The sequence below is a fragment of the Pontibacter actiniarum genome, from assembly GCF_003585765.1.
GTDB classification, from domain to species: domain Bacteria; phylum Bacteroidota; class Bacteroidia; order Cytophagales; family Hymenobacteraceae; genus Pontibacter; species Pontibacter actiniarum.
In genome coordinates this window covers 2,038,320-2,056,004 of sequence record NZ_CP021235.1, presented here as the reverse complement: position 1 = coordinate 2,056,004, position 17,685 = coordinate 2,038,320, and the positions used below count along the sequence as shown (strand labels likewise).

Annotated in this window: 14 protein-coding genes; 13 read left to right on the top strand and 1 reads right to left on the bottom strand. The window is 52.9% G+C overall.

What is annotated here, in order from left to right; translation table 11 throughout:
• Window positions 1-303 precede the first annotated feature (303 nt).
• From yjjX to CA264_RS22200, 13 genes are all read left to right on the top strand, one after another.
• The gene (gene yjjX, locus CA264_RS08840) at window positions 304-870 is read left to right on the top strand and encodes an inosine/xanthosine triphosphatase (protein WP_025606424.1); all 567 of its coding nucleotides are present in this window, start codon (window positions 304-306) and stop codon (window positions 868-870) included.
• 8 nt (window positions 871-878) lie between these two features.
• Window positions 879-1,607 (top strand): 5-oxoprolinase subunit PxpB, encoded by a 729-nt coding sequence (gene pxpB / locus CA264_RS08835; protein WP_025606423.1) that lies wholly within the window; start codon window positions 879-881, stop codon window positions 1,605-1,607.
• The gene (locus tag CA264_RS08830; protein ID WP_025606422.1) at window positions 1,604-2,617 is read left to right on the top strand and encodes a 5-oxoprolinase subunit C family protein; all 1,014 of its coding nucleotides are present in this window, start codon (window positions 1,604-1,606) and stop codon (window positions 2,615-2,617) included. Before pxpB ends, CA264_RS08830 begins: the two co-directional genes overlap by 4 nt.
• The gene (locus CA264_RS08825) at window positions 2,614-3,375 is read left to right on the top strand and encodes a LamB/YcsF family protein (RefSeq protein ID WP_025606421.1); all 762 of its coding nucleotides are present in this window, start codon (window positions 2,614-2,616) and stop codon (window positions 3,373-3,375) included. The genes CA264_RS08830 and CA264_RS08825 overlap by 4 nt, the downstream gene beginning before the upstream one ends.
• Before the next feature lie 7 nt (window positions 3,376-3,382).
• Entirely contained in the window at window positions 3,383-4,573 is a 1,191-nt protein-coding gene (locus CA264_RS08820) for an NRAMP family divalent metal transporter (RefSeq protein ID WP_025606420.1), read from the top strand.
• 113 nt (window positions 4,574-4,686) lie between these two features.
• Window positions 4,687-5,448, top strand: coding sequence for a Mut7-C RNAse domain-containing protein (locus CA264_RS08815; protein WP_025606419.1), 762 nt, complete (start codon window positions 4,687-4,689; stop codon window positions 5,446-5,448).
• 70 nt (window positions 5,449-5,518) lie between these two features.
• A complete protein-coding gene (locus CA264_RS08810) occupies window positions 5,519-6,343 on the top strand; it encodes a ZIP family metal transporter (RefSeq protein ID WP_025606418.1) in 825 nt (274 codons plus the stop codon).
• 571 nt (window positions 6,344-6,914) lie between these two features.
• A complete protein-coding gene (locus CA264_RS08805; RefSeq protein WP_025606417.1) occupies window positions 6,915-10,025 on the top strand; it encodes a SusC/RagA family TonB-linked outer membrane protein in 3,111 nt (1,036 codons plus the stop codon).
• An 11-nt stretch (window positions 10,026-10,036) separates the two neighbouring features.
• Entirely contained in the window at window positions 10,037-11,701 is a 1,665-nt protein-coding gene (locus tag CA264_RS08800; RefSeq protein WP_025606415.1) for a SusD/RagB family nutrient-binding outer membrane lipoprotein, read from the top strand.
• 12 nt (window positions 11,702-11,713) lie between these two features.
• Window positions 11,714-12,469, top strand: a complete 756-nt coding sequence (locus tag CA264_RS08795; protein ID WP_025606413.1) for a DUF4397 domain-containing protein — start codon at window positions 11,714-11,716, stop codon at window positions 12,467-12,469.
• 244 nt (window positions 12,470-12,713) lie between these two features.
• Window positions 12,714-13,325 (top strand): peptidoglycan recognition protein family protein, encoded by a 612-nt coding sequence (locus tag CA264_RS08790; RefSeq protein WP_084196242.1) that lies wholly within the window; start codon window positions 12,714-12,716, stop codon window positions 13,323-13,325.
• Window positions 13,326-13,407: 82 nt separating this feature from the next.
• On the top strand, window positions 13,408-15,273 hold the full coding sequence (locus CA264_RS08785) for a glycoside hydrolase family 9 protein (RefSeq protein WP_237151200.1): 1,866 nt from the start codon (window positions 13,408-13,410) through the stop codon (window positions 15,271-15,273).
• Between the two features lie 20 nt (window positions 15,274-15,293).
• A complete protein-coding gene (locus CA264_RS22200; protein WP_162912106.1) occupies window positions 15,294-15,974 on the top strand; it encodes a polysaccharide deacetylase family protein in 681 nt (226 codons plus the stop codon).
• 75 nt (window positions 15,975-16,049) lie between these two features.
• Here the strand turns inward: CA264_RS22200 and CA264_RS08780 are convergent, their stop codons facing one another.
• Window positions 16,050-17,576: a glycoside hydrolase family 10-like protein gene (locus CA264_RS08780; RefSeq protein WP_025606410.1), complete on the bottom strand. Its 1,527-nt coding sequence runs from the start codon at window positions 17,574-17,576 to the stop codon at window positions 16,050-16,052.
• Window positions 17,577-17,685: the final 109 nt, after the last annotated feature.

Genomic DNA, 17,685 nt, shown 5'->3' with positions numbered 1-17,685 from the left:
TAAGTGCCGTGTGGCTGGCGCGTTTTCTAAATATTTCTTTTCTTTAAGGATTAGGGTATCGGGGGAAAAGCTTGTTTTGCTTGGTCTGTGTGGTTTTACTGCTTTTTTGCTGCGTATAGCTACATGGCTTCCCGAGCTGTACGTGGCTTTCTGACCCTTGTGCGGAGTTTGGTGCGGGTAAGAGAAGCAACGCCTGTTGCTGCCCTCGGGGCGCATGCGTGTGTTGAGTAGCCAATACAGCAGGTAAGGTGTAGCCCGTTTCCCCGGATAAACAGTTAAATCATAGGTTGAAGTCCCAGAAGAATGACGGAAAATAAGCGTAAAGTAGTAATCGCCTCTAAGAACCCGGTGAAGGTAAATGCCGCAATGGGAGGCCTGGGGCGCATGTTCCCGGGGTATGAGTTTGTGGCGGAGCCAGTCTCGGTGCCCTCCGGCGTAGCCGACCAACCCTTAACAGAGCAGGAGACGCTGCAGGGGGCGCTGAACCGTGTGGCAAACGCACAGGAAGCCCATGCCGAGGCAGACTTCTGGGTGGGCATAGAAGGAGGAGTGGAAACCATGGCGGGAGAACTGACAGCCTTTGCCTGGGTTGTGGTGCGGGACCGGGAGCAACTGGGTCGCGCAAGGTCCGGCACGTTCTTTCTGCCAAAGGCCGTGCAGGAACTGGTGGAGCAGGGGGTAGAATTAGGGGAGGCTGATGACCGTGTGTTTGGCCACGCCAACTCCAAGCAGAAAGGCGGGGCCGTGGGTATCCTCACGCAAAACGTGTTGGACAGGCGCGAACTCTACGAACAGGCCGTTGTGCTGGCACTGGTGCCTTTCAAGAACAAAGCCCTCTACCTGAACCCGCAGCCGCAGCACGAAGTATAACGGTACTTATGCCTGAAATCATTCAAAACCCGCCCCTGCTCATATGCCCCCGAGGTGAATCCGCGGTGGAACTGCAGTTTGGGAGCATCATAAGTAAAAAGATATTAAACCGCATCCGGGCAATAGCGCAGGTGCTGGACGAGCAGCCTTTTCCCGGTCTGGTGGAGTACGTCCCCGCCTTCACGACCCTTACCGTTTACTACGATCCCTGGGTGATTAGCCAGCAGGGAAAGCTGGATGCCTACGAGGAGCTGACGCAGAAGCTGGAAGTGCTGGTGGAGCAGGTGCAGGAAACAAGATCGACCCCCGCACGGGTGGTGGAGCTGCCGGTGGTATACGGCGGTGCCTATGGCCCGGACCTGCAGGAGGTGGCGCTGCATACGGGCCTGCGTGAAGAAGAGATCATCGACATGCACAGTGCAGGGGAGTACCTGGTGCACATGGTTGGCTTTGCACCAGGCTTCCCGTATTTGGGGGGCATGGATAACCGCCTGGCTACACCGAGAAAAGCGACACCCAGCGCACGTATACCCGCAGGCAGTGTGGGGATAGCGGGTGCGCAGACAGGCGTCTACCCGATCAGCACGCCCGGAGGGTGGCAACTGATCGGGCGAACACCGGTAGCCCTTTTTAACGCCGCCCGGCAAGTGCCCAGCCTGTTACAGGCCGGTGACAAGGTGCGGTTTGTCCCGATCTCTGAAAAAGAGTACGAGGAAAGGAAGGAGGGGCAGGAATGAAGCTGACGGTACTAAAGTCCGGCCTGCTTACCACGGTGCAGGATCTGGGGCGAAAGGGTTTCCAGCGCCAGGGCGTGCTGATGGGCGGTGCCATGGATAAAGTTGCCTTGCGCATTGCAAACCTTTTGGTGGGAAATCCGGATCACGCTGCCGTGTTGGAGCTGTCCATGCAGGGGCCTGAGCTTCGCTTTGAGCAGGATACCCTTATCGCCCTGGCTGGAGCAGATCTTTCGGCAAGTATAAACGAGGAGCCCGTTCGAATGTGGCGGGCGGTGTTGGTGAAGGCCGGCAATGTGCTGCGCTTTGGCAAGCCGGTGCAGGGCAACTACGCCTACCTGGCAGTTGCCGGAGGGGTGCAGGTGCCGGAGGTGATGGGAAGCCGGTCTACCTACCTGCGCGCCGGAATTGGCGGGCTGCAGGGCCGAAGCCTTCAGCGCGGGGATGTGTTACAGTTCGGTGACGTGAGCGACACAAACAGGCTGCTGTTAGGCGACCTGCTCCTGCAGGACAGGAAAGAGAACGCCTTTACAGAGGCTGCCTGGTGGCCGGAGCCGGAGCTGCTCCCACGGTATGAGGAAAACCCGACCCTGCGCGCGATGCGGGGGCTGGAGTACAACTGGTTTACAGAAAACAGCCAGGGCTATATCTGGAATGAAAAGTATAAAGTAACGCCGCAGTCAGACCGCATGGGCTGTCGGCTACAGGGTACTATACTGGCCCTGGAAGAGGAACGCGAGCTTCTGTCCACCGCCGTGAGCTATGGCACCGTGCAGGTGCCGGCGCAGGGCGACCCTATCGTGCTTATGGCCGACAGCCAGACAACTGGCGGCTATCCCCGCATTGCCCAGGTTATCACCGCAGACCTTCCTGCGCTGGCGCAGGTGCAGGCGGGCAAAATCATTCGGTTTCAGGAAGTAAGCCTGGAGGAGGCGCACAGACTACTGTACCAGCAGGAGAAGCACCTGCTGGCGCTCCGGCAGGCCATTCTGTACAAACTACATCAACAATGAACCAATACACCGTGGACCTGAACTGCGACATGGGCGAGAGCTACGGAGCCTGGCGCATGGGCAACGACAGCGAGCTCCTCAATTATGTTACCTCCGCCAACATTGCCTGTGGCTACCATGCCGGGGACCCATCCACGATGAAAAAGACGGTGCGGCTGGCGCTGGAGAAAGGCGTGGCTATGGGGGCACACCCCGGCCTGCCGGACCTGAGCGGCTTTGGAAGAAGGGAAATGGCTGTTTCGGCAGAGGAGGTGTATGACATGGTGTTGTACCAGGCAGGGGCGCTGGCGGCATTTGCCAAAGCGGAGGGAACAAGGCTGCACCACCTGAAGCCTCACGGTGCCCTGTACAACATGGCTGCTACGAACGTGGAGCTGGCACAGGCTATCGCGGAGGCCGTGTACAAACTAGATCCGGAGCTTATACTTTATGGCCTTGCCGGCAGCGAGCTGGTTAAGGCAGGGGAGAAGCTGGGGTTGCAAACTGCCAGCGAGGTTTTTGCGGACCGTACTTATCAGCAGGACGGTTCACTGACTCCGCGGCGCCACCCAAACGCCTTAATTGTAGACCAGGAGGAGGCCGTGCGGCAGGTGGTGCGAATGGTGAAGGAGGGCAAAGTGCTGTCGCAGCAGGGGGACGAGGTACCGGTAAAGGCGGACACTGTTTGTGTGCACGGCGACGGCCCCCACGCACGCGCCTTTGCGCAGCTTATCCGCGAGCGCCTGCTGGCTGAAGGAATCAACCTCACTGCACGGTAAACGAAGGATGAAGAAGAGAAACTGGAGCGTTTTACTGGGCGCCGCCTTCCTGATGGCAACTTCGGCCGTTGGCCCGGGCTTCCTGACGCAGACAACCGTTTTCACACAGCAACTGGCGGCCAGCTTTGGCTTTGTCATTCTGATCTCTATCGTGCTGGATATCGGGGTGCAGTTAAATGTATGGCGGGTAATTGCCGTGTCCGAACGAAGGGCGCAGGATATTGCCAACATGGTGCTGCCCGGCCTGGGTGCGTTTATTTCTTTTCTGATTGTGCTGGGCGGGCTGGCTTTTAATATAGGCAATGTGGGTGGCGCGGGGCTTGGGTTTAACGTGCTGCTCGGTGTGTCGCCGGAGGTAGGGGCTGTTATGGCTGCTGCTATGGCGGTGGCCGTGTTTCTGGTGCACGAGGCCGGAAAGGTGATGGACCGCTTTGCACAGGTGCTGGGTTTTCTGATGATCCTGCTGATCGTGTTCGTGGCATTTACGTCTGCACCACCCGTAGGAGTGGCGCTTACGAAATCCTTTTTCCCTGACGAGGTGGATGTGTTGGCCATTATCACGCTGGTGGGCGGCACCGTGGGCGGCTACATCACTTTCGCTGGAGGGCACCGTCTGCTGGATGCCGGCATCAAAGGCAAGGAGTCGCTTCCGGAGGTGAATGCGAGTGCCGTGTCAGGTATCACGGTGGCGTCCATTATTCGCATCTTCCTGTTCCTGGCGGCGTTGGGTGTGGTAAGCAAAGGGCTGGTGCTGGACCCGGCCAACCCGCCTGCCTCCGTGTTTCAGCTTTCTGCCGGGGTGATTGGGTACAAGCTTTTCGGGGTCGTGATGCTTTCAGCAGCCGTTACCTCTGTTATCGGCTCGGCCTATACTTCCGTTTCCTTTCTGAAGTCTTTCAGCCGTAAAATCCAGGCCTATGAAAACGGGGTTATTATCGTTTTTATACTTGTTTCCACCGTTATTTTCGTGACGATCGGGCAGCCTGTTCGCCTGCTTATACTTGCCGGGGCGCTAAACGGCCTGGTTCTGCCGCTTACGCTGGGGGTAATGGTGTATGCTGCCTACAAACCAAAAATAGTGGGAACGTACCGGCATCCGCTTTTGCTAACGGTGTTTGGTGTGCTGGTTGTGCTGGTGATGGCTTACCTGGGCGGCTATACCCTGGTGCAGCAGTTGCCGAAGCTCTTTGCCCTGTAGCCCTGTAAGGCAAGCTCCGCCGACCACTCAGCCAAAGCAGTAAAAGGCTATTGTTTTCAGCCGTGCCGGAGCCCTCCTCTAATCGGCAGGAGCATCTCTGCGTAAAGCCAAGTATGCTAACAACGCCGGAAAATAAGGCCCACTTCATTTTTCATGGTGCCCTGAACGACTTTCTTCGGAAGCGGCAGCAAACCAAGCCGCTTACCTATTCTTTTAAAGGCTCCCCAGCGATCAAAGATGCTATAGAAGCCATAGGCGTACCGCACCCGGAGGTTGATGTTCTCCTGGTTAACCGACAGCCGGTCACGCTCCGGTACCGGCTCTGCGACCGGGACGAGGTGGAGGTGTACCCGGTGGATATATCGCGCAGTTGGCCTGTCGGTTACTCGCTGGAGGAACAGAACCCGCCCCCGCCCCGCTTTGTGCTGGACGTGCACCTCGGCACGCTTGCCAGAAGCATGCGCATGCTTGGCCTCGACGCATCCTACGACAACAACCTATCTGACAGCGCTATCGCCGGGATGGCGGAAGAGCAGCAGCGCGTAGTGCTAACGCGGGATATTGGGCTGCTGAAGCAAAAGGCTGTTACCTGGGGCTACTGGCTGCGCTCACAGCACACCGACGAACAACTGGAGGAGGTGATACGGCGCTTTAAGCTGTGGGACAGGTTTAGCCCCTTTGAACGATGCCTCACGTGCAACGTACCGGTGCAGGAGGTAAGTAAGGAGGAGGTGCTGGAGCAGTTGCCACCCAAGACCCGGCTATACTTTAACGAGTTTTTCCGCTGCCCTTCCTGCAGGCGCGTGTACTGGAAGGGCTCGCACTACGACCGCATGCAGCAGTACCTCGAGCGAATCAGCAGGATGCGGGAATAAATTTTCTCCTTTTCTTTTAGAGCAACCATTTATCCCTGCACCGGGTAAGTAGCAGCTGTACCGCTAGCATATGGAAAGCATTGAATCCTTTTTGAAAGAGTTAGGGCCGGTGTATGCCGCGCTCCTGGCAACTGTTTTTACATGGTTCGTAACAGCGTCGGGGGCAGCCATGGTTTTTTTCTTCAAAGACCTTAACCGGGCCTGGCAGGATATTATGCTGGGCTTTACAGGCGGAGTGATGCTTGCCGCCAGCTTTTGGTCTTTGCTGAACCCCGCCATTGAGTATTCTGCAGAGCTGTACCCGAACATGGTCTGGATGCCGGCGGCCGTCGGGTTTCTAGCTGGCTCGCTCTTTATTTTCGGCCTCGACAAACTGGCTCCTCACCTGCACATCAACTTTAGTGAAAGTGAGCAGGAGGGGGTGAAGGCACATTGGCACCGCACCACGCTGCTCGTGCTGGCTATAACGATCCACAACATACCAGAGGGATTAGCAGTGGGGGTGCTGTTTGGGGCGGCGGCGCACGGGGTGGAGCATGTCAGTATCACCTCAGCCATTGTGCTGGCGTTCGGTATCGGCCTGCAGAACTTCCCTGAGGGCTTTGCCGTGGCCATGCCCCTGCGCCGGATGGGAGTGAGCCGCCTGAAAAGCTTTTGGTACGGGCAACTCTCTGCCGTCGTAGAGCCTGTTGCAGGTGTGTTGGGAGCGGTGGCCGTGGCCTACATACGCCCGGCGCTTCCGTTCGCGCTCGCTTTTGCCGCCGGCGCCATGATTTATGTAGTGGTGGAGGAGGTAATTCCCGAAACGCAGCGAGACAAGTACACCGACCTGGCGGTGCTGGGCCTGATTGCGGGATTCGTGGTGATGATGGTCCTGGATGTGGCACTCGGATAAGCGCGGGTTTCCCACTATTGAGAGGCAGGTTTGCTTCCCCCACGGCTTACATGCTGCCTCCACTGCAGACTGTACTTTGTTTGGCCCCTGTTCTTGCCCTTCTGGCACTGGAAATGCAAAAGCCACTTTTATGTGAGTTGCAACATCTTTGTATTGTTTCCCCGCGCATTTTTGGTGTCACCACTTTAAAGCTACTTCTTCCTGTTCCGTTATTGCACTTTTAATGTTATGCCAGTGAGTGATAAATCACTGTAAAGCAGGGGTAGTGCTGTAGGTATGTCTGTTTAAAATTGTATTATAATAAGTGTGCTGTGCTTGGGTTAGGTGTTGTTTCTATGTGTGCAGCTCTTGTTTTGAATGCCCCTGGCGCTGCACATGGGTTGGGTGATTTTAAATAAAAAAGCTTGCAGATCAGCTTATTCAGTGTGTTATGAGATTTGCTGTTTCTGCGCAGCAACAATGTTGTTGCTGCGCAGAAAATTGATGTAAATGCAGTAAATTTTCCTTGAAATTAGTATGAAATATAAAATATTGTATATCTTCATGCCTGAATATCAACCTAACAGATAGCATGAAGAACAGTATACGATGTATCTTGTGGGGGCTCTGTATGCTCCTGCTGCATTTCGAAAGTTTTGCCCAAGGCAAGACTATTAGTGGAACAGTGACCTCTGCAGAGGATAAGATTCAACTGCCGGGAGTTTCTGTTACCGTAAAGGGAAAGGCGCGTGGTTCTGTAACCGACGCCGTAGGGCACTATACAATCAGTAATGTAGAGCCGAGCGATGTGCTGGTGTTCTCCTTTATTGGTATGAAGCCTGTAGAGCGTACTGTGGGGAACGCCTCTACAATTGACGTAGCCCTGCAAACGGACAATGAGACGCTCGACGAAGTTGTTGTAACGGCTCTTGGTATTAAGCAAGAGAAGAAAGCGCTTGGTTATGCCGTTACAGAGGTGAAAGGAGCAACGATTGCCCAAACGCAGCGTGAGAACTTTGTTAATGGTTTGGCCGGCCGTGTAGCAGGTGTTGATATAAACACTACTTCTGGTCTGCCAGGTGCCTCTACCTCTATTATGATTCGTGGTGTTTCCTCGCTTAGCGGTAGCAACCAGCCTCTTTTTGTGGTGGATGGTTTGCCTATCAGCAACAGTACTTTTAACACCACGGCGTTTGCTTCTACAGCGAGCTCTGCCACCTCGCTGGACAACAGGGCAACAGATTTTACGAACCGCGCTGCTGACATCAACCCTGAGGATATTGAGAGCATCACTATTTTGAAAGGCCCTGAGGCCTCTGCTCTATATGGTATTGATGCAGCCTCCGGTGCGGTAGTTATAACTACCAAAAGAGGTAAGGCTGGTGCCCCTCGCATAGACTACAGCAACAGCTTCAGAGTAGAGCGTATAAATAAGTTCCCTGAAATTCAGAAGGTGTACGGCCTTGGTAACAATGGTGTTGATGATAACACAGGAGGAGTTACGTCATATTTCGGTGGCCGCTACCCAGAAGGAACGCAGTTCTATGATAACGTAGATAATTTCTTTGAAAACGGTTTTACTCAGAAACACAACGTATCGTTAAGTGGCGGCTCTGAAAAGGCGACTTATCGTATTTCAGGTGGTTACACGGGGCAGGAGGGATTTGTGCCTGGCACGGATCTTACGAAGTTCAACCTGTCTTCTGCCGTAACAGCAGAAATGAACAAGTACATCTCTGCTGACCTGACCTTTGCCTATACTTACACAGATAACAGCTCAGCCTTCAAAGGCGCAGGTGGCCCGCTGCTAGGCTTGCTTACCTGGCCAACGACTGACGATGCGAGTATCTACATGACTGAGAACGGCGAGCGTCGGTTTTACTCCACAGGGGACAATGAGATCGAGAACCCGTTCTTTAACGTTAACAAAAACACTATCAACAACATCAACAACCGCTACATTACAAACGCTCGCCTGATGGTTGAGCCTTTAGAGTGGCTGCGTTTTGTTGGTAACGCCGGTTTCGACTTCTCCTCAGGTAAGATCACCATGGTCCGTCACCCTGAGTCAGCCTACGGCTATTCACGTGGTGGTATTTTTGACCAATCATTGGACAACACACGTAACTTCAACCTGCAGTACTATGGAGAAGTAAACCGTTCGTTCTTCAATGATAAGTTTAACACTAATCTTAAAATAGGTAGCGCGGTAAACTCTCAGGAAACCTATACGCAAGCTGTAACCGGTGAGCGCTTCCTGGCACCAAACCTGTACTCTATCGAAAATACCGACAACACAACACACCGCGGAAGAAACAGGCTGTCTCAGCGTCGCCTTATTGGCGTGTTTGGTAACCTGACGATGGATTACGATAATATTCTCTTCGTAACCTTAACAGGCCGTAACGACTGGAGCTCTACCTTGCCAATTGAGAACAGGTCGTTCTTCTATCCTTCAGTAAGCACTAGCTTTATTTTTACTGAGTTAGAGCCATTCCGTGGTTTTAACAACGTTCTTAGCTATGGTAAACTTCGCGGGTCTTGGGCAAGAGTGGGTAAAGATGCCAATCCGTACAGCATCCGTGCATTCCTGGAGCCTAAGAGCACAACAGGTGGCGGTTTCGGATACGGCTTTACTGGCCCTAGTCCAAACCTCAGACCGGAAATGACCACTTCTTATGAGTTTGGTACTGAACTGAAGTTCTCTGGAAACCGCCTGGGCATTGATGCAACCTACTTTAACAAGCTGTCAGAAGATCAGATTGTGCAGGATATGCGCCTAAGCTACGCCACAGGGTTTATTCTGCAGGCATTTAACGCTGGTAAAATGAGGACAGAGGGTATTGAGCTGCAGCTTAACGCCTCTCCTGTTGTGAACACGGACTTTACGTGGGATGTGCTGGCAAACTTTACACACCTTTGGAGCGAGTTGATCTCACTTCCGACAGGGGTAAATGAGTTCTACATGTCGGATACGTGGTTGTATGGCAACGTACGTAACGGTTCGGTTATCGGCGGCCCGCTGACAACACTTACCGGCTTCGATTATCAGTACAATGATGCCGGACAAGTACTGATTGACCCGAACACTGGCTATCCTCTGCGTGACCTGACGGAGTGGAAGATTGTTGGTAACAGACAGCCGGACTTCACGGTTGGTCTGACAAACTCTTTCACTTATAAAAACATGTCTTTGAGCTTCCTGCTCGACTTTAGAAAGGGCGGCGATATCTACAATGCAACGGAGCACCTGTTAACTGCCCGTGGCCTGAGCATGAGAACGTTGGATCGTGAGACACCGGTTGTATTTGACGGCGTGATGAAAGACGGTCTGGAAAACACGGCCAACCCAACGCCGAACACGAAAGTGATAGATCCTTCACGTGACATGAACTACTGGTCTACTTCTTATGGTCTGCCAGAGGTTAACTTTATTGAGAAGGATATCAACTGGGTGCGTCTTCGTGATGTGACGCTGAACTATAACCTGGACTCAGACCTGCTGAGCCGTGTTAAGTTCATTAAGTCAGGCAGCGTTTTCGTTACTGCCACCGACTTGTTTATCCTGACGAATTATTCTGGCCTGGACCCAGTGGTGAATGGTAACTCTGCTGCAGTTGGAGGTAGCGGGGGTGTTGGTTTCGACTACGGTAACTTCCCAATGCCGATCGGAGTGAACTTTGGTGTGAGAGTAGGCTTCTAAACTAGAAAAGAATGAAAACGAAATATAATTACTTCAAAAAAATAGTGTGTGCCTCCCTGTTTGCTGCAGGCACATTAGTTACGACAGGCTGTGAAAGCTATCTGGACGTAAACACCAACCCCAATGGTCCAGACCAAGTGGTAGCGCCGCATTTATACTTGCCAGCAATACAGTCTGAACTCGTGCTTGGTATGCAGTATGATGCACGATACCTTGGCCGTTATATTCAGAACTGGAACTACCGGGATGCTGACCTGACATGGGATCGTCATGGATATGCTACAGGTAGTGATGCAGCGGGCCAGTTGTGGCGATCGGTGTATTGGACGATGGGTGTAAACCTTACGGACATGATCACAAAGGCACAAGAGGAAGAGCGTTGGGACTTTGTGGGTGTTGGCTATGTGCTGCGAGCTTTTGGATGGCAGATGCTGACCGACTACCATGGTGAGATTGTTGTGAAGCAGGCTTTTGAGCCAGGGCGTACTACTTTTGATTATGATTCACAGGAGTATGTTTATGAGGAGGTAAGACGTCTGGCAATGCTCGCTATCGAAAATTTAGAGCGTACCGATGGTAAAGTGGGTACCACGTTAGGCCAAGGCGACCTGATTTATAACGGTGACCGCGAGAAGTGGCTTCGTTTTGCGTATGGTTTGCTGGCTATCAATGAGAGCCGCCTTACCAACAAGTCAAACTTTAACCCTGATAAAGTAATAGAGTATGTAGACAAGGCACTGCAAAGCAATGCGGATGATGCATCAGTTCGTTTTGAGGGCGCAGTAAGCTCTGACACGAACTTCTTTGGTCCGCGCCGAGGAAACCTGAACCCGTACCGTCAGTCTAAGTTTATTGTCAGCCTTCTGGATGGTTCAAACCCAGTGCTAAACGATCCTAGCCTGGTTGGTGAGGACCCTGTGTTTACGGAGCAGCACCTGAAAGACCCTCGACTGCCGGTTATGCTGGCACCAGCAAATGATGGACAGTACCGTGGCGTAACACCGTCTGTTGGTGTTTCTGAATACTCGGTAGTAAATGAGCGTCCGCGTAACCTGTGGAATACAGCAACAGATAACGTTGCCTCCTCTACACCAAATAAGTACCTGTTTGGTAACAACGCCCGCTTCCCAATTATGACCTATGCGCAGCTGCAGTTTATTAAAGCTGAGGCGGCCTACATAAAGGGAGAGAAGGCGACGGCGTTGGATGCTTACACGAAAGGTGTCAATGCCCACATGAACTTTGTGAAGACCTTTGTGACAAATGACTCTTCTACTCCGGAAGATGAAGTAGCTGTGTTTGAAGAGCGTCGCAAAGAGTACCTTGCCAGTGAGGAATTAGTGCCAAGCACTGCCGCAGAGCTTACTTTGCAGAAGATCATGCTGCAGAAGTATATCGCTCAGTGGGGATGGGGCTTTATTGAGACGTGGTCTGACCTGAGAAGATATCATTACATCGAAAATGAAGATGGAGCGGTAGACGCCAACCCTGCAAACAATGTTTTTGCCGGGTTTGAACTTCCTGAGACTTTCTACGGACCAAACCAAGGTAAGCCAGCTTACCGTTTCCGCCCTCGATACAACTCCGAGTACATGTGGAACGAAGCATCCCTTGATAAAATCGGTGGTCAGGAGCCAGACTATCATACATACGAAATGTGGTTTAGCAAACAGTAATCAGAGATATCAATGAAGAATATATTTATCAAATCATTTGCGGTACTGTCTGCGGGGCTAATGTTGGGCTCGTGCGAAGAGAACGCTATCGAAGATTTCAACGAGCCGGCAAGTACAGGCGCTTATATTAAGTTTGTACATGCAGCACCAGATGCACCAGCTGTGAACTACTATTTGGGTAGCACTAAAATCTCGGCAGTTCCTGCTAATACTGCCGGAGAGGTACAGGGTATTGTATTTACCGGGGGCAACTCTATCTTCCCTAGCACTTATGGTTACGCCAATGTCGCTGCTGGAAACCAAACGCTTCAGGCTTTGGGCCTGAATAACGCTGTCGTTGCTAGCTCTAGCCCGACACTTGCGGATGGAGAGTTTTACACAGTTTACCTGTTAGGCGAAAGTTCTTTTGAGAACTATGTTGTAGAGGATGAGGTACCGGCCTTAGACTATAGCAAAGCATACCTGCGCTTCGTTAATATTTTGCAGGATGATACCCATGAGATTGACGCAGTGCTTGTGAAAGAGGCTACTTCGGAAAGTGCGGAGCAGAGAATACCTCTTGGCGATAACGTTGCTTTCAAAGAGCATTCAGAATATGTTGCCTTTGAGCCTAATGGCAGCTATGTGGTGGAGTTTACTGTCGATGGAGAAACAACTGTACTTCAAGCGACCTCGAGCTTTTCGCCTATTGCAGGCAGAGTCTACAGCCTGGTGTTGCGGGGTGACCAAGACACTAGCTTTGGCACTAACTTATATCGGGATAGATAGCCCTTTCGAATTTCTTACAGGAAGCGCCGCCCATATGGGCGGCGCTTCCTGTTCCTACTGACTTTTGTTACATCATGCGTTGCCAGTAAACTCTCTTTTAAAAGACAGAGGCTCAAGTTTAAGCACAACATAAAGCCACTTTACTCCAGCCGCTTTGCTAATGCCAGGAACAGGCTTGTTTAAAGTGCATTCTGTTCATTCCTGGTTCGCCATGTTTACACCGTCACTAAAAGATATAAACCTTATGAAACATGCTTTTATTCTGTTTTCCTTACTCATTGCGTTTGCCGGCTGCCAGCGCGCAGTACCCCAATCGGCAGTGCCGGCAGGTATAAGCTATTTGCCTAGAGAAGCATGGGGGGCCAACGCCCCGGTGCTAGCCATGCAGCCCCACAAAATTAGCCGGATTACAATCCACCACACCGCAACCAGGCAGAACCCCGCAAAGCCGTTGGGGGATAAAATGTTGGCGCTGCAAAAATTTTCGCAGAACGAAGGATCCCTGGCAGATGGAAGGACAAAGCCCGCTTGGGCAGATGTACCTTACCATCTCTACCTGGACTGCAACGGTGCGGTAGCTGAGGGTAGAGACATAGACTATGCAGGAGACTCTAACACCGCCTACGATCCCGCCGGCCATCTGCTGGTGGTGGTTGAGGGTAACTTTTCGGCAGAAGAGTTAACGGAGAAGCAGCGCTTAACACTGGAGGAGCTCGTGCCTGCACTGGCTAAACGCTATCACGTTGCAGCAGACAGCATAGGCGGGCACCAGGATTTTGCGCAAACCCAGTGCCCGGGCACAGAGCTTTACGCCCTGCTTCCCCAGTTGCGTCAGCTGGTGGCCAGCCAAAGGTAAGGTGCCCGCAGTAGCAACGACTGTTTTTTTGCTTTAGTCAACGATGGCATAAGTTTGATTTACAAAATGCAATCTCAACAACATGGTAAAAAAGAAAACAATACTTTCGGTTGCCCTGGCGGCGGCCGTCGTTACAACGTGCAGCTTGTCCCTTTCAGGGTGTATGCAGTCTAAGTACAACAGCAAGAGCACAGCAGCCTCGGAGCAGGAAGTGCAGTCCTGGGTGCGTATCAACCAGCTTGGCTACACCCCGGCGGGTGTGAAAGTTGCTGTTTGGGCAAGCAAAACCCAAGACCACTTCGACCGCTTTGAGTTAGTGGACGCCGGCACAGACAAGATTGTTTTTAAAGGAAAGGCCGGTCAGCCTTTTGGTGCCTATGGGCCTTTCGAAGAAACTTACCGCCTGAATTTTTCTGAATTTAGTAAGCCCGGTAGCTACTACTTGAGGGCAGGAAATGCCAAATCGCCTGTTTTCAGAATTGCTTCTGATGTATATGATGGCGCCGCAGAGTTTGCACTTCGGTACATGCGTCAGCAGCGGAGCGGTTATAACCCGTACCTGCAGGATTCCTGCCACACAGAGGATGGCTACACCATGTACGGGCCGATGCCGGACAGTACGCTGATCGACGTATCCGGTGGATGGCACGATGCCTCTGATTACCTGCAGTACGCCACTACTTCTGCAAACGCGACGTATCACCTGCTTGCGGCCTACCGCGATTTCCCGGAGGTTTTTTCAGATAACTACCAGGAGAACGGCCTCCAGGGAAACAATGGTGTCGCCGATGTGCTGGACGAAGCGAAGTGGGGGCTTACCTGGCTAACGAAAATGCATCCCCGCGAAGACTGGCTCTTTAACCAACTCGCTGACGACCGCGACCACCAGGGCATGCGGCTGCCAACCGAAGACCCGGTAGACTATGGCATGGGAAAAGGCAAAGCCCGCCCGGTATACTTTGCAACGGGGGAGCCGCAGGGCTTAGGCAAGTATAAAAACCGCGCAACCGGTGTGGCGTCAACAGCAGGGAAGTTTGCTAGCTCTTTTGCCCTGGCCTCCCAGATTTATAAGGACAAAGATGCCGCCCTGTCTAAACGCTTTGGCGAAAAAGCGTTGTCGGCCTACAAACTGGGGCTGGAGAAGCCGGGCGTTAGCCAGACTGCTCCGAACCTGGCTCCCTACTTTTATGAGGAAGATAACTGGGTGGATGACATGGAGCTAGGTGCCGCCGCCCTTTACCAACTGACAGGCGAACAAAACTTCTTCAACCAGGCCTATCAGTACGGCTTGCAGGAAAAAGTAACGCCCTGGATGGGGGCAGACACCGCGCGCCATTACCAGTGGTACCCGTTTCACAACTTTGGGCACTATGAGCTGGCCAAAAAGGCAGACCCAGGCACCAAGGCGGAGCTGGTTAACTTCTACCGGCAAGGCATTGAAAGAGTGTATGAGAAAGGCAAAAAGAACGCTTTCTACCGGGGGATTCCCTTTATCTGGTGCTCTAACAACCTGACCACTTCCTTTGCCATTCAAAGCTACCTGTACCATGAGTTAAGTGGCGATGACACCTATGCGGAGCTGGAGCAGGCTAATTTTGACTGGCTCTTTGGGGTAAATCCCTGGGGTACCAGTATGGTCTATGGGCTTCCGGCTAAAGGTGATACGCCAGTGGACCCTCACTCTGCCTTCACGCACCTTCATAATTTCCCAATAGATGGAGGGCTGGTTGACGGACCGGTCTACGGCAGTATCTTCAATAACCTGAAAGGTATAAAGCTGTACGGCTCGGACGACTATGCTGCCTTTCAGTCGGACCTGGTCGTATACCACGATGATTTTGGCGACTACTCTACAAACGAGCCCACGATGGACGGTACCGCTTCCCTGATTTACTTGCTGGCTGCCAAGGAGCACAGTTCCAGGGAGGGGGCTCAGGCAAAAAAGTAGTAACCGATGCGCATGGCGCCATTATACGGGGAGACACCACTCAAAAGCGTCTGGCATTTGTTTTCACCGGAGACGAGTTTGCAGATGGTGGAAGCTCGATTCTGTCGGCGCTAAAAGAGCATGACACCAAGGCCTCTTTCTTTTTTACCGGCCGGTTCTATAAAAACCCCGGTTTCCGGGAATTGATAAAAAGCCTGAAGCAGGAAGGGCATTATTTAGGCGCGCACTCTGATGACCACTTACTGTACTGTGACTGGGTGAAGCGGGACAGCCTGCTGGTTTCGCACGAAGCGTTTAAAGAGGACCTACGGCGGAACTACGACCGCATGGCTGGTTTTGGTGTCGGGAAAGCAGATGCCCGCTACTTTTTGCCGCCCTACGAGTGGTATAACCAGCGTATTGCAGCCTGGACAGCACAAGAGGGACTGACGTTAATCAACTTTACCCCGGGCACGCGCTCTACTGCAGACTACACCTGGCCTGAAATGGGCAAGAGGTACGTCAGCTCAGAGACGGTGTACAACTCTATCCTGGCGCATGAGGCAAAGGACCCCAATGGTTTGAACGGTTTTATACTTCTGATCCATATCGGCACAGACCCACGGCGCACAGATAAGTTTTACAATCGTCTGGGGGAGCTTCTTACAGCGCTGACCGCCAAGGGGTACACATTTACGACTGTAGCGGATTTGCTTGAATAAGTTTACCTAACCCCAGCATTAACAGAAAGGGCCGCCCAAATGGGCGGCCCTTTCTGTTAATGCTGGGGCAGGAGCTTAGTCCTTCCACTTCAGCTTTACCCGGGCGCTGGGCGTACTCTCGTTCTGTACACGGTCCAGGGCGGTGACAATGTAGTTATACTTGCCTTCTTCCAGAGCTCCCTTATCAAAATAGGAGGTCTGGTCGCCGAACACCTTGCCAACAATACGGGAGGAGTTGTTCAGGTCAATCTCTTCGTCCTTCTTGAAGCGGTAAACGACATAGTAGCGGGCTGCTTCGCCGTTTGCCGCCGCCTTCCAGCGCAGGTGCACCCCATCGAAGCCCTGCTCCGCTTTTAAGTCTGAGGGAGCTGGCGGAGGCGTGTTGTCCAGCCAGCTCATCACAGGTACGAGGGCAGGGGTGCGGTAGTAGTTCTCGCGCAGCGTGTCCTGCACGCCGTTCGGGTTGGCCATCACTGACTTCGAGCTGAAGTACACACTGCCCTGCACATGTGGGGTACTGCGGTTCAGGCGCAATTGCCTGCCCGGCTCCAGCGGGTCGTGCCATGCTTTGTAGCGGGCATCGCTGTTCACGCGGTAGGTGCCCTGCCCAATGTAGAGGTGCTTGCCAAAGCTGTTTTTGCTCCACCAGTCCAGCAGCTTGGCATAGTCTGCCACCTCAAAGCCGATGTGAAAGTATAGCTGCGGTACGCTGTAGTCTATCCAGCCCTTCTCCAGCCAACCGCGTACGTCGGCGTACAGGTGGTCATAGTTGGTCAGGCCGCCCTTGGTGTCGGAACCTCTCGGGTCTTCCACCGTTTTGTTGCGCCACACGGCAAAAGGGCTGATGCCGAACTTTACGTACGGCTTCACCGACTTTATACTGTCTGACAGCATCTGAATGACCTCGTCCACATTGTAGCGGCGCCAGTCATCTTTATCCTGAATGTTATTGTTATACTTGGCGAAATCGTCGTCATCCGGAAAAGGCTCCTTGGTAGGGTAGGGGTAGAAGTAATCGTCAAAGTGCACGGCATCAACATCGTAGCGGCGCACCACTTCCGTAATCACACCTACAATGTACTCGCGCACCTCCGGGAGGCCCGGCTTAAAGTACAGCTTATCGCCGTACTTCACGAACCACTCCGGCTTAGTGCGGGTAATATGCTTTGGGCTGATATTGGCACTTACCGTGTCAAAGGTGGCACGGTACGGGTTAAACCAGGCATGGAACTCCATGCCCCGTTTGTGTGCCTCATCGATCTGGAACTTCAGCGGGTCGTAGGGCGGGTTCGGTGCCTGCCCCTGTTTGCCTGTCAGCCAGTGCGACCACAGCTCCTGCCCGTTCGGGTAGAAGGCATCGGTTGTGGGGCGCACCTGCACCACAACGGCGTTCATGCCGCTTTTCTGGTGCTCATCCAGTATGTAGCGAAACTCCTCTTGCTGCACGACGGATGAAAGCCCGGGCTGGCTTGGCCAGTCGATGTTGGCTACCGTTGCGATCCAGACGGCCCGGAGTTCACGCTTGGGAGCCTCTTGCTGCGCCAGCAGAACCTGGGGCAGGCACAGGAGTAACAGAAAACAAATGGAGAGATGTTTTTTCATTTCGGGTGATTTATGGTTAGTGAAAGTTGGCGATCCGAAAGCCGGCGCAGCAGTGGCCCGCGCAGGTATATTTCTGACTAAATATACCAAAGTGCTTATTCTTCAGAAA